Source organism: Sorangium sp. So ce836 (assembly GCF_028553905.1).
Taxonomy (GTDB): Bacteria; Myxococcota_A; Polyangia; order Polyangiales; family Polyangiaceae; genus Sorangium; species Sorangium cellulosum_D.
Map to the genome: position 1 here is coordinate 9,076,586 of NZ_CP102233.1, position 12,214 is coordinate 9,088,799.

At 71.0% G+C, this 12,214-nt stretch carries 10 protein-coding genes; 6 read left to right on the plus strand and 4 right to left on the minus strand.

Translation table 11 applies throughout. The features are described from left to right. Positions 1-264 precede the first annotated feature (264 nt). Together NQZ70_RS32835 and NQZ70_RS32840 are read left to right on the plus strand one after the other, a co-directional pair. Complete coding sequence (locus NQZ70_RS32835) at positions 265-1,440, plus strand: beta-propeller fold lactonase family protein (RefSeq protein ID WP_129577756.1); 1,176 nt, start codon at positions 265-267, stop codon at positions 1,438-1,440. A gap of 260 nt (positions 1,441-1,700) precedes the next feature. Beyond that, a complete protein-coding gene (locus tag NQZ70_RS32840; RefSeq protein ID WP_129577757.1) occupies positions 1,701-2,621 on the plus strand; it encodes a transposase in 921 nt (306 codons plus the stop codon). On the opposite strand, the gene NQZ70_RS32845 is transcribed toward NQZ70_RS32840, so the two are convergent. The 3 genes from NQZ70_RS32845 to NQZ70_RS32855 are packed head-to-tail and all read right to left on the minus strand — an operon-like array spanning position 2,611 to position 6,486. Beyond that, a complete protein-coding gene (locus NQZ70_RS32845) occupies positions 2,611-4,482 on the minus strand; it encodes a hypothetical protein (RefSeq protein ID WP_129577758.1) in 1,872 nt (623 codons plus the stop codon). The two genes, NQZ70_RS32840 and NQZ70_RS32845, sit on opposite strands and share 11 nt — an antisense overlap. Then, the gene (locus NQZ70_RS32850) at positions 4,469-5,395 is read right to left on the minus strand and encodes a S8 family serine peptidase (RefSeq protein ID WP_129577759.1); all 927 of its coding nucleotides are present in this window, start codon (positions 5,393-5,395) and stop codon (positions 4,469-4,471) included. Before NQZ70_RS32850 ends, NQZ70_RS32845 begins: the two co-directional genes overlap by 14 nt. After that, on the minus strand, positions 5,392-6,486 hold the full coding sequence (locus tag NQZ70_RS32855) for a hypothetical protein (RefSeq protein ID WP_237244253.1): 1,095 nt from the start codon (positions 6,484-6,486) through the stop codon (positions 5,392-5,394). The genes NQZ70_RS32850 and NQZ70_RS32855 overlap by 4 nt, the downstream gene beginning before the upstream one ends. A gap of 240 nt (positions 6,487-6,726) precedes the next feature. On the opposite strand from NQZ70_RS32855, the gene NQZ70_RS32860 reads away from it, so the two are divergent. From NQZ70_RS32860 to NQZ70_RS32870, 3 genes are all read left to right on the plus strand, one after another. Beyond that, the gene (locus NQZ70_RS32860; protein WP_129577760.1) at positions 6,727-7,332 is read left to right on the plus strand and encodes a hypothetical protein; all 606 of its coding nucleotides are present in this window, start codon (positions 6,727-6,729) and stop codon (positions 7,330-7,332) included. A gap of 473 nt (positions 7,333-7,805) precedes the next feature. Continuing rightward, positions 7,806-8,177: a YsnF/AvaK domain-containing protein gene (locus NQZ70_RS32865; RefSeq protein ID WP_129577761.1), complete on the plus strand. Its 372-nt coding sequence runs from the start codon at positions 7,806-7,808 to the stop codon at positions 8,175-8,177. 111 nt (positions 8,178-8,288) lie between these two features. Continuing rightward, positions 8,289-9,059, plus strand: coding sequence for a YsnF/AvaK domain-containing protein (locus NQZ70_RS32870; protein ID WP_129577762.1), 771 nt, complete (start codon positions 8,289-8,291; stop codon positions 9,057-9,059). Between the two features lie 114 nt (positions 9,060-9,173). Here the strand turns inward: NQZ70_RS32870 and NQZ70_RS32875 are convergent, their stop codons facing one another. Continuing rightward, positions 9,174-9,377 (minus strand): hypothetical protein, encoded by a 204-nt coding sequence (locus tag NQZ70_RS32875; RefSeq protein WP_129577763.1) that lies wholly within the window; start codon positions 9,375-9,377, stop codon positions 9,174-9,176. Positions 9,378-10,887: 1,510 nt separating this feature from the next. Between NQZ70_RS32875 and NQZ70_RS32880 the strand changes: the two genes are divergently transcribed. Then, on the plus strand, positions 10,888-12,195 hold the full coding sequence (locus NQZ70_RS32880) for a hypothetical protein (protein WP_237244254.1): 1,308 nt from the start codon (positions 10,888-10,890) through the stop codon (positions 12,193-12,195). Positions 12,196-12,214: the final 19 nt, after the last annotated feature.

Below are 12,214 nucleotides of genomic sequence, written 5' to 3' on the forward strand. Positions count from 1 at the left end.
GCGGGCGGCGCGCGCGCAGGCGGAGCGTCGCCCGGGTGAGGGGCAGAGGCGCGCCGGAGCGGGCCGGTCGAGGTAGCCGCGAAACCGCGGAGGGGCGTCCGCGTAGCAGCGGATGACCCCGCCCGACGGAGCACGCAGCGACGCGCGCCCCGGGCGCTCGGGGCGCGTCCTGCGCTGTCGTCAGGACGGAGATGCGCCTCGACGATCGACCCACCGACAAGCCCGCGCCGCTGGGTTCACGGCGCCATTCCCAGGAGCTTTCTCATGTTTCGCAGCACGATGAGCATCACGGCCCTGAGCTTGGGGATCTTCACCGCGAGCGCGCCCGACGACGCCATGGCGCACGGCGCCGGCGTCCACCGGCACGGCCAAGTCTTCGTGATGACCAACGCCGGAGATGGCAATGCCGTGGTGGCGTATGACCGGGCCGCGGACGGCTCGCTCGCGTACGCAGGCACGTACGCGACCGGGGGGCTCGGCGCGCCGAACCGGCCGATCAACCCGCTCGGCTCGCAGGGGTCGCTCGTCCTCAGCGAGGACGGAAAGCTGCTGTTCGCCGTGAACGCGGGCAGCAACGAGGTGTCGATGTTCCGGGTGGGGCCGCACGGCCTGACGCTGCTCGACGTGGTTGACTCGGGCGGCGACTTTCCGGTCAGCGTCGCGTCGCACGGCGACCTGCTCTATGTCCTCAACGTGGGTGGCGACGGCAACATCGCCGGCTTCGAGGTGGAGCCGTGCGGCGAGCTTGTCCCGATGAAGGGGTCGATCCGCGATCTCGGGCTCGGCGGCACGATTCCGCCGTCGCTCGGTGCGACGCCGGGTCAGATCGGGTTCTCTCCCGACGGGGAGGTGCTGGTGGTGGCGGGCAAGGGGTCGAACCAGATCCACGTGTTCCCTATGAGCGGCCGCGGCTTGCCCAGCGACGCTCCGGTCACGACGATCTCCAGAGGTCTCGTCCCGTTCGATTTCGCCTTCGACCGGCGCGGACACCTCATCGTGGCGGAGGTCGGCGGCGACGGCGTGCCGGCGACCGGCGACACGAGCGCGGTGTCCTCGTACGGCATCCGCGCGGATGGCAGCCTCGCCGTCATCAGCGACACGGTCGACACCTTCCAACGGGCGACCTGCTGGATCGCCAGCGCGCCTGGGAGCCGGTATGTCTTCACGGCCAACACGGGCAGCGACACGGTCTCCGGGCTTCAGGTCGACGCGCGCGGCACGCTGACGCTGCTCGACAGCGGCGTGTCGGCGTCGTTCCCCGCCGGAACGGCGCCGATCGACCTCACGATGACGCGCGACGGGCGATTTCTGTATACCCTTAATGCCGGGACCGGGACGATCGCGGCATTCCAGGTGAGCCGCGACGGAAGCCTGCTCCCGCGAGGCGAGGCAGGTGAGTTGGTGCCTGGGAGCGGCGCGCAGGGCATCGCAGTAAGGTGAGGGGGATAACCGGAATGACCCGACCCAAGTGGAATGAACCGACCCACGTTGGGAATGAACTGAGCCGATCCAGGTTGGGGATGAACCGACCCACGTTGGGGATGAACTAAACCGACCCAGGTTGGGGACGAACTAAACCGACCCAGGTTGGGGTGGCCCAAGTGGCGGAGAACCTGGCGGCCGCCACCCCCCGACGCACGCCGATCTCTTAAAATCCGGCACCAGAACGCTGGCACAGCATTTGTTAATGTGCGACGGCCATGAGCCAGCCCCGCGCGATCATCCCCGGCGCCACCTACCTGATCACCCGCCGCATCCTGCGCCGGCATCACCTGCTCCGCCCAGACGCAGCCATCACCCAGCTCTTGGTCTACGCCCTCGCCGTCTCGAGCCGCCGCTACGGCATCGAGGTCCATGCACTCTGCGCGATGTCAACGCATCTTCACCTCATCGTGACCGACGTCAATGGCGTTCTGCCGCGCTTCCTGCAGTTCTTCCATCGGATCGCCGCGCTCGGGACGAAGGTGATACGCGCATGGGAAGGGCCGGTGTGGGACCACGAGCCCACAAGCGCGGTACGGCTGCTGACCCGCGCAGCATTGGTAGAGAAGATCGCGTACGTCCTCGCAAACCCCGTGGCCGCCGGCCTCGTCCGGCATGCGCACCAATGGCCGGGCGCCAAGGTGGACGTGCGCGAGCTCGGCCGCGGCGTCCTGCACGCGGTTCGGCCCTCGGTATACCTCGATCCGGAGAACCCACAGTGGCCCGAGGAAACCACGCTCCCGCTCGCGCTGCCCCCAACCATAGAGCAGGACAGCGCGGAAGGATTTCGCCGCGATGTCGCCGCCGAGCTCGAGCGACAGGAAGCGCAGGCACATGCCAAGGCGCAGCAGCAGGGACTCCACGCTCTGGGCGCCGAGCGAGCCAGCAAGGTCTCCCCTTACGAGCGGGCCACGAGCACGGAAGCACTACGCGAGCGCAATCCGACGTTCGCGGTGGGCCGCAATCAGGGTGATGCGTGGAGAAGCGCCAGTGACGCCGTACGGGCATTTCGCGCGTCATACCGAGCGGCGCTCGAACGCTGGCGTGCCGGTATACGCAGTGTCGTCTTCCCGATAGGGACGTGGTGGATGCGCACGTTCCACGGCGCGAGCGTGGCTGCCGACGCTCTCAGCGCGTGAGGACGAACCCCAAGGCCTCAACGCTCGCGCCGACCTCCCCGTTCCAGCCCAGCTGTGCATCCAGACGCAGCTCGCCCTGTGCGAGCGACTCTGTCAATGCCAGCAGGGCGCCGACCTCGACGGCTTCGAGCTCGGCGCCGACGTCGCCCGCGAAGGGCGGGCAGACCACGCGTCCGGCCGGCGCGAGCGCGAGCGCGGCGCGCAGCGGCTCGCCGAGCGCCGTGCGCAGGTCGGCGAGATCGCTGCCGATGGCGGCGGGCGCGATGGCGGACGGCCAGAGCCAGACAGCGAGCCCGGGCAGATGGGCGATGCAGGCGGCTGCCGCGCGCTCGGACGGGAGCACGAGGCCGCGGACGCCAAGGCCCGAGGCTGCGATTGCGGCGACGACGAGACCTGGCGGGGCGAGGGTCAGCGCTGCGAGGCGACCCAGGTTGCGGTGCGCCGCGGTCCTGCGCGCGGCAACCACGGTGAGGTCATCCGGCCGGTCGTAGACGAGCTCGACTTCGCGCTGCACGGCCACGTGCGGCGAAGTCTGCGCCGCCGCGGCGAGAGCTCGCTCACGGATCCCGCCATCCGACGCCGGCCCGCCGTTCGCCATCCGCGGTGCGGGCGCGGCCTCCTCAATCTCCATCCGCTCGCGGAGGAGCTGCGCCACGCGGGACGGCAGCCCCAGCGAGCCGAGCGCCCAGGCGGCGGAGAACCAGTCGACCGGGGTTGCGGGCTGCACCGGCGCGACCGGGGTTGTGGACCTCACGGGCGCGAGCGCCTCGGCCGAGGCGCGGTCCCAGGCGGCGAGCGCCTCCCCGAGCGGATGACCGAGCTCCCGGAACAGCGCCCCCGCCTCCTCGAGCGCCACCGCGGCGCCGGGATCGCCAAGATCCCGCCGCGCGCGCCCCATCGCCCGCGCCGCATAGGCAATCCAGGTCCGCAGCGGCGGCGTGGCGCCCGCCGCGACGTCGCGGGCCGAGGTCGCGAGCGCGAGAGCGTCGTCGGCGCGTCCGAGCTCGAGCGCCAGCTCCGAGAGGAACGTGAGCGCGCGGGCGCGGCCGAACGCATCGCCGAGGCGCGCGCACAGCCACTCTTGCCGCTGGAGCGCCGCGCGAGCGCGCTCGAGGGCGCCGAGGCCGAGCGCCGCCGCGCCGAGCTGACCGTACGCGATCGCCTCGCCCACGGCGTCTCCCCGGCGGCGGTGGAGCTCGGCCGCGTGCTCCAGCAACGCCTCGGCCGCCCCGTGGGCGCCGAGGGTCACATAAAGCGTCCCCAGCGAGTTCAGGATCTGCGCCCGCTCGTCGAGGAACGGCTCCGATCCGCGCAGCGCCGACAGCAGCGTGCGCTGCGCGGCCGCCGCGTCGCCGGCGATCCGCTCCGCCGTGGCGCGGTAATGGGCGGCCACGACCGCCGCGCGGCGACCGCCATCGCCTGCACCCGCGATGGCATTGAGCTCCGCGACGGCGGAGGCGCAAGCCGACCGCGCGTCGCGGCGCAGGCGCGCGAGCACCGCCTCGCACCGGGCGAGGTCCCGGGCCTCGGCCGCCCCTTGCGCATCGAACGCCGCGGCGGCGCCGTCGAGGAGCCGGACCGCGGCGTCCAGCGCGCCCTCGCGCAGCGCGAGCGCGCCCCGCCCGAAGCCGAGCGCCGCGGCGAGGAGCGGGCCTCCTGGAAGCGGCGGAGCGGCCGGCGCCGCCGCAGGAGCGCCGGCCTCCGCCGCCGCAGGAGCGCCGGCCTCCGCCGCCGCAGGAGCGCCGGCCTCCCCGAGGAGCGCCTCGATGCGATCGAGCTCGGCGCGAACCTCGGCGCCCGACGCGCTCTGGAGGAGCCGCGAGAGGGGCGACACGCCGTCGAGCGGGTCAAGCGGGCGCACGGCCATCCTCCGGCGCCTCCGCGGCCGCGCGCCCGGGCGCGGCGCCGCCTTCCGCCGCCGCGGCGCCAGCGCCGACCTCCGTCGCGCCCTCCTCCGCGCTCCTCCCCGCCCCGCTTCCCGCCCCGCGCGCGAGCTCGTGCAGCGCCGCCTTCACCGCCTCGATCGAGAGCTCCGGCCGGGCGGCGCGGATCCGTGCGACGTGCGCGGTCACGTGGGGCGCCGCGAACGAGGTCCCGGTCCAGCGCCGCTCGCCGCCGCCGGGCGCGGGCGCGAGCACCTCGTTGCCGGGCGCGAGGATCTCGTGGTCGTGCGTGAGCTCGCTCTGCAGCGCCTCCGGGTCCTGGAAGGGCCCTCGACCGACGCCGATCAGCGACTTGAAGCGCCCCGGGTAGGTGCGGAACGCCGCCGCGTTCGGGCCGGCGGCCACGAGCACGACCTCTGCCGTGTAGGCCGCGTCGGCGACCTCGTAGAGCTCGACGAGGGACCGGTAGTCGCCGGGGCGGAGCGGCGCGCTCTTTGGGATGTCGATGCCGAGGCTCAGGTTGACCACGGAGAAGCGCTCGCGCACGCAGAAGCGCAGCGCCGCGATGAGCCCGTCGCGGGAGCATCGTCCGTCCTCGCCGAGCGCGCGGACGCTCGTGATCTCGGCGCCGGGCGCCATGCGGTGGACGATGCCCGCGCACGCCGTCCCGTGCCCGCTGACGTCTCCTGGCGCGCACGGCGCGACCTCGTGCACCGCTCCGCGGCTGCACAGCGCGACGTGGCGCAGCGCCGCCGAGCGCAGCGCGGGGTGCGCGCCGTCGACGCCGGAGTCGACCAGCGCGACGCGTACGCCCGCGCCGCGCCGCGCGTCCGGACGCGCGGCGTCTCGGAGGAGCTCGCCGCCCGGACGAACCGGAGAGGGCGCTGTCACGCTGCGCTCCCCTCCCCCTCGCCGAGCGGCCCCTGTACGCTGCCGCCGCGCGCGTAGGCGTCGATCCGCGCGAGGAGGTCGAGGGCGAGGCGAGCCTCGACCTCGCCGTGCTCGGCGAGCCTCCCCACCACCGCGGCGAGCTCCAGGCGGCGGCGGTACTCGGGCGTGAGGCGGAGCGCATGGATGTGCCGCTCCAGGGCGGCGCGAAGCGAGGTCGGCGGTGGGGCCGCTTCTTCCTGAAGCGGCTGACCAGGGCCCGGCGCCCCAACCTGGTTCGGGCTCGCAGCCCCAACCTGGTTCGGGCTCGCAGCCCCAACCTGGTTCGGGCTCGCAGCCCCAACCTGGTTCGGGCTCGCAGCCCCAACCTGGTTCGGGCTCGCAGCCCCAACCTGGTTCGGGCTCGCAGCCCCAACCTGGTTCGGGCTCGCAGCCCCAACCTGGCATGGCGCCTGCTCGAGAAGGTCTGGCATCGCGCGGGCGAAGAGCTCGAAGACGATCCGTTCGGTGCGGAACGACTCCACGGTGAGCGCGAGTACCTCGGCGAGTCGCTCGGCCATGTCGAGCTCCCGCCCTCCCAGGGCCGCATCGTGCGAGAACAGCGCTGCGCCGCCCACAGTCGCCGCGCCGACGCGAATCGGCACAAAAATTGCTACAACCGGCGCCGCGGCCAGAAGCGGCCGGAGCGGCGCGATCATCGGGTCGCCGTCGCCCAGCGCCACCGCGTGCCCCCCGCCGCCGCCGAGCAGGTAGGCGAACGGGGTGCCGCTCGGCGACAGCTCCGCGCCCGCCGTGCGGTACCCGCCGGCGTTGGCAACCACGGGCACCGTGAGCCGCCCGAGCGCCTCCATCTCGAGCGCCACGAGCGCCTCCGAGCACGGCATCGCGAGGCAGGCGAAGCGCAGGTGCTCCCCGAGCCCGCGCACGCGCGCCTCGACCGCGCCGAGGAGCGCCGCGGACTCGACGGTCGAGAGCAGGTCGCGCAGGCGCGCGGTGAACGGGGCGAGCGGCGAGCGCAGCGCGTGCGGGTGGGGCGGGAGGGCCCGCGCCGGGGCGGGCGGCGCGCCCGGCGCGGAGCGGTCGGCGATCGGCATGGGGCAGCGATGCTACCGCCGGACGGCCGCCGAACGAACCGCAACCACGCAGCCGGCAGGACACCGCGGGCCGCCCTCCGCCCTGCGAAGTTCCGGTTGACGTGCCCCGCTCCTCTCCTAGCATGGCGAGGGCATGCGGCGATTCGGCTGCCCGGCGCACCGTCCGACGCGATCGTCCGCGCACGCGGCAGACGGCTCGCGGTCCACGGCCGTGAGGCCCCTCGATCCGGCGTGGGTGCGATGAGCTCGCCCGCCCGCGAGCCTCGGCGTCGTCTCGCCATCGTCCTCTGGGGTGTCCTCGGCGTCGTCGCCGTCCTGGTCGAGGCGATCTACCGGCTCGGCTCCACGGCGGCTCGCCTCCTGACAGCCCACGAGCTCACGACAGGCCAGCTCTTCCTTCTTGCGGCCTGGACGGTCGTGATCGCCTATTTCGAGGGATATCGCGGCTTCCAACAGCGCTTTTCGCCGCGGGTGGTCGCGCGCGCGCTCTACCTCGCTGAGCATCGTCGGCCGCTGCACGTGGCGCTGGCGCCGCTCTACTGCATGGCGCTCTTCCACACGACGCGCCGCCGGCTGATCGCGACGTGGGTGCTCGTCGCGGGCATCGTGGCGCTCATCCTGCTTGTCCGGCGGATGTCCCCGCCGTACCGCGCCATCGTCGATGCGGGCGTCGCGTTCGCGCTGGCCTGGGGGACCGCGTCCATCCTCATCTACCTCGCGCGGGGTCTCGCGGGCCGCCCGCCCGACATATCGGCGGACGTGCCCGAGGGGGCGCTCCGCGCCGGACGCGATGCGGAGCAGCTCGCCCGCCAGGCCGTACGGGCGGGCGGCCCCTGCGACCCGTGAGGCCGCACAGGCGGGCGGGCGACCCCTGCGGGCCAGGAAACCGGGCAAGCGGCCAACCGGCGCGACGAAAAGGCCAGACAGGCGAGCGACCCAGTGATCCGCGATCGACGCGGCTCACGATGCGCCCAGAGCTGAACCGCGTTGCGGCCTCACCTGTGGCCTTCTGGTCATCACCTCTGGCGTCGCGATCCCCGGCAACAGGCACTTTGTAAATATTCCTTCGCAGCAGGCCTGTGGCGCGATGCCTCGCGAGGGCGCGGGCGCGTGCAGAGGAGATCGCGCTCCATCGCATCTCGGCGCCTGCGGTCGCGCTTGGCCCGGACCGTGCTCCAGCCGGGGAGCGCTCATGGGGAGCGACTCAACCGACGATCGACCGCGCCCCGCGGAGGGGCGCGCACCGGGGCACCGTGCAGGACTCGAGCAGCAGCCAGGAACCGGCGGATAGGAGAGCGGAGATCAGCGACGAGCTCATCGTGCCTGTCGTCGCGCAGGAGCTCGAGGTGACGAAGCGTACGGTCGAGTCTGGACGCGTCCGTATCACGAAGCAGGTTCACGAGCGGGTCGAGGCCGTCGAGGAGCCGCTCGTGAGCGAGCGCGTGGTCGTGGAGCGCATCGCCGTCGATCGGGTGGTGACGGAGCCGCCCGCGACCCGGCAGGAGGGCGACACGCTGATCGTACCGGTCGTCGAGGAGGTGCTCTTCATCGAGAAGCGCCTGGTGCTGAAGGAGGAGCTCCGCATCACGCGGGTCCGCTCGGTCGAGATGAGCCCGCCGGAGCGCGTCACGCTCCGGCGCGAGGACGTGCGGGTGGAGCGCGTGCCCTCCCGCGATCGCGACGAGAAATAAGGATGCTCGAACGGGCTTCGGCGCCCGGCTCTCGAGTCACGAACCCCACCTTCGCGCGCGGCGCGAGGGGATAACGGTCCACATGGACCACGACATCATGGAGGTCACATCATGAATCACGGCGAACGTTCCATGTCCCCGTCCCAGCGTTCTCAGCAGCTGAGCAAGTCCCAGCAGACCGCCAAGACCGCCACCTCGACCGCGAAGACGGATCAGCTCCGGGCCGACGTCCTGCAGGAGCAGATCGCGGTCCCGGTGATGGAGGAGGAGCTGCAGGTCGGCAAGCGCGAGGTGAACCGCGGCGGCGTGCGCGTATCGAGCCGGCTGGTCGAGCAGCCGGTCGAGGAGTCGGTGAGGCTGCGCGAGGAGCACGTCCACGTCGAGCGGCACCCGGTGGATCGGCCGGTTCAGCCGGCGGCGCTCGACACGTTCCAGTCCGGCACCGTGGAGCTCGTCGAGACCGACGAGGAGGCGGTCGTCGCGAAGAAGGCGCGCGTCATCGAGGAGGTCGTCGTCAGCAAGGCGGTGACCCAGAGGACCGAGCAGATCCGGGAGACCTTGCGTCACACGGAGGTCCACGTCGAGCCGGTCAGCGCGGCGGAGCGCAGCGATGGGACGAGGGCGTACGAGCAGTACGACACCGAGTTCCGGCAGCACTACCAGGCGGGCCCATACTCCAAGCACGGCTATGCCTACGAGCAGGTCGCGCCCGCGTATCTGTTCGGCTACCAGCTCGGGACGTCCCAGAACTTCAAGGGACACGACTGGACGACCATCGAGGCGGAAGCGGGCAAGGCCTGGGAGGAGCGCAATCCCGGGACCTGGGAGCACATGAAGTCCGCGGTCCGCCACGCCTGGGACAAGGTCACGGGCAAGGCGTAGACCTCTCGTTCACCTTCCGCACGTCGAGTTCCCATCGTGGGATCGCCTGGCTCGTCGAGCAGACGAGCGATCAGGGACGGCCCACTGCCGATCTCCGACGTACTCCGGAGGGTATCACGCTCGCTCCACGAAGACCGTGGCGATGAGCTCGTGGTTGCTGGTCATCTTGTACATGACCCGTTCCACGCGGTACCTCGACTCGCATCCATCTTTCTCGATGAGGAGCAGCTCTCCCTGGCGAGGGATGACCGCTCCGTGGAAGACCTGAAGCAGCTCCCACGACGTGAGGCAGATTCGGTGTCCGGGATGATGAATCATAGACCGGCCCGGAGCGTAGCCTATCCCGAGGCGTTCCGTTCCGACATTGCGCCGCGTCCCGCGACCCGACTCCGGTGGCGCCGCTGCCCCCGCGTCCCGACCCAGGTTGAGGTCGCCGGCGCCGGAGCCACGACGCGGCCCAGGTGACCCGACCCAGGTTGAAATCGTGCTCCCGTCAGGTTGCGCGACCCGACCCCGACCCGCCGACCCGACCCAGGTTGAGGTCGTTCCGCCGACCCGACCCAGGTTGAGGTCGTCCCGCCGACCCGACCCAGGTTGAGGTCGCCCCGCCGACCCGACCCAGGTTGAGGTCGCCCCGCCGACCCGACCCAGGTTGAGGTCGCCGCCGGCCCACCCAGGTTGAGGTCGTTCCGCCGACCCGACCCAGGTTGAGGTCGCCGCCGGCCCACCCAGGTTGAGGTCGCCCCGCCCTGCCTTGAGGTCCCCGCCTTCCGTTGCCGCTCGCCCTGCCAATCCGGTCACCGCGCACGAGCGAGCGCCTCGGGCTCATCGGCGCGCCGCGCTCGGAGCGAATTCTGCTCGGGGTGATACCGGCCGCCGTCGCTGAATGCACCGAGTCTGACAGGCTCGGAACCGGTTAGGCGGAGTCCCATCGATGCGATATCCGCGCGATGTCCGTCCCGCTGACGGCTTGACGCCGACGACGGCCCGCCGTCTGATCTCCGCGCTGCCTCCTGGGGGGAAGCATGGGCGTCATGACCGCCTCACATTGTCAAGCTCATTTCCAAACCGCGGTCGTGGGCCACTGGTAGGAAATAGGCGTCGTACTTTTCGCTCGAGGGTGAAGCGACGTTCTCCGTCGGCGAGGCCTGATCGTCAGCCGTCGAGGGCAGGTGCCTTCGCGCACCGACTCCATCCTTCACCTTCACGCGCGCGTCCCGGAGACGTCCCTTCACGTCGAATCTGAGCTCGCCCTCGAGATCAAATACAGGGACGAAGGGCATATACCGGGACTGGTCAGGCGAAGGTTCCGAAGACGCCTTGCCCGATCCGCCCTTCCTGGAAGAGCGACACCCTATCAGCAACTTTACACGTCGGAAGGGCCGTCTTCGCTCCATCGCCAGCCAGCATGAGCTCATTCAGAGGCCGAGAGAACATATAATTACAGTAACATCCGATACCTCTGCTGCATGCTCGCTCCGCTCAAGGAGCAGGTATGCCGCTGATAGTGTATGGTCACCCGCTCCGATGTGGGAGTGGGTCGCACCTGACGGATGAAGCTTACCGGAGTGCGAAGAGCGACATGCGATTCAACGACCTGCTACACGTTTCTGCAACCGACCGCCGTAGATCTCGACAGTGCCTGGCCGCGCTCGCGGCGCTGGCCGCGTTGTCGCTGAGCGCGTGCGGCAGTGACGATGGAAACTCGTTAACCGGCGAGCCCGAGGGCAGCGCGGGGGGGCCCGGCGCGACGGTCGGAGCAGGCGGTGCCAGCTCGAGCTCGCACGCGAGCTCGGGCGCGGGCGCGGGCGCGGGCGAGCACGCGAGCGTGGGCTCGGGCGGCACGGGCGCAGGCGGCACGGACGACCATCCGTACGACCACTGCAAGAACGGCTACATGCCCGACCCGAGCGACTCGAGCCCCACCATGAAGGACGGGCCCGCTGACTTCTTCCCGCCCGGCAACAACGATCCGGAGATCGTCGACACAACGGTGCAGCCCGAGGTTCTGAAGTGGATGTATGACCACTCCTGGCAGGCGGCCCACGTCGAGTGGCATGCGATCCGCGCCTGTAACATCCCGGGCGGCGGTGGGTTGAGCAAGGTGAACATCTGCTCGTTCACCAGCCTGGTCCCGAAGGATCAGAACTGCCAGACCGCCGGCGACGGCTATCAGTTCCTGGTGTTCCACCGCCACATGATCCAGGCGCTGAAGCAGCTCTGGCCCAACCATAGCGAGCAGTTCGAGGGCTTCGCGAAGTTCCCGACCAAGGCGGAGGACGTGCCGCCCCAGTGGCGTAACCAGTGGAAGGACTGGGATTCGGCCGCCCTCGAGGCCGGGAGGATCGGAGACGAGATCGACAAGCCCGAGAACCTCGCGAGGTTCCCGGACGAAGGCACGCTCGGCTTCTGGCTCCAGTGCAACGTGGGCCAGAGGCTCGCGGGGGCGACCAACATGCCGTGGGTGGGCCTCCACTTCGTGCTGCACGCCAAGTGGGCGCGGCCGGGCAACACGACGCACGGCGTGAACAACACCAGCGCGAACATCGACAACTACATGTTCTGGAAGCTCCACGGTTGGATCGACAACGTGTGGGAGAAGTACCGCCGCGCCAAGGGCCTCACGCCGGACGACCGGAAGCTCAAGGAGGATCTCGAGGCGCAGTGCCGCGAGATGGACACCGAGATCAAGATCATCCAGCAGAACCTGGATCCCGACGACGTCGTGAATCCCAACGAGCCTTTGCCCGTGGAGTCGGGGTTCTTCCACGAGAAGGTGCGCCCCATCTTCGAGAGTCGGACCAACCTGTGCAGCGGCTGCCATGCCGAGACGGGTCCCAACGCGAAGCTGACGCTCGGCGGCCACATCAGCTCCAAGAAGATCGTCGAAGGCCTGGTCAACCAGCCCTCCATCGGCGGCGGCCAGTACAGGCTCGTCGTCCCGGGCGACCCCGACCGCAGCTGGCTCTACCTCAAGGCCTCTGGCAAGGCGGAAGCCGCGGGCTGCGTGCAGACCGACATGGCGCAGTGCATCTCGGGCGTGATGCCGCCCAGCACGACCGGGCCGACCGTCAGCCCGCAGCAGCTCGAGACCTTGCGCAAGTGGATCCTGGACGGCGCCCTGGGCCCGACCTGATCCGTAGCGAAGACCGAAG

Bases quoted from the DNA above. Each gene is read 5' to 3' on its own strand.
- NQZ70_RS32835 (WP_129577756.1), top strand. From the start codon at position 265: ATGTTTCGCAGCACGATGAGCATCACGGCCCTGAGCTTGGGGATCTTC.
- NQZ70_RS32840 (WP_129577757.1), top strand. From the start codon at position 1,701: ATGAGCCAGCCCCGCGCGATCATCCCCGGCGCCACCTACCTGATCACC.
- NQZ70_RS32855 (WP_237244253.1), bottom strand. From the start codon at position 6,486: ATGCCGATCGCCGACCGCTCCGCGCCGGGCGCGCCGCCCGCCCCGGCG.
- NQZ70_RS32860 (WP_129577760.1), top strand. From the start codon at position 6,727: ATGAGCTCGCCCGCCCGCGAGCCTCGGCGTCGTCTCGCCATCGTCCTC.
- NQZ70_RS32870 (WP_129577762.1), top strand. From the start codon at position 8,289: ATGAATCACGGCGAACGTTCCATGTCCCCGTCCCAGCGTTCTCAGCAG.
- NQZ70_RS32875 (WP_129577763.1), bottom strand. From the start codon at position 9,377: ATGATTCATCATCCCGGACACCGAATCTGCCTCACGTCGTGGGAGCTG.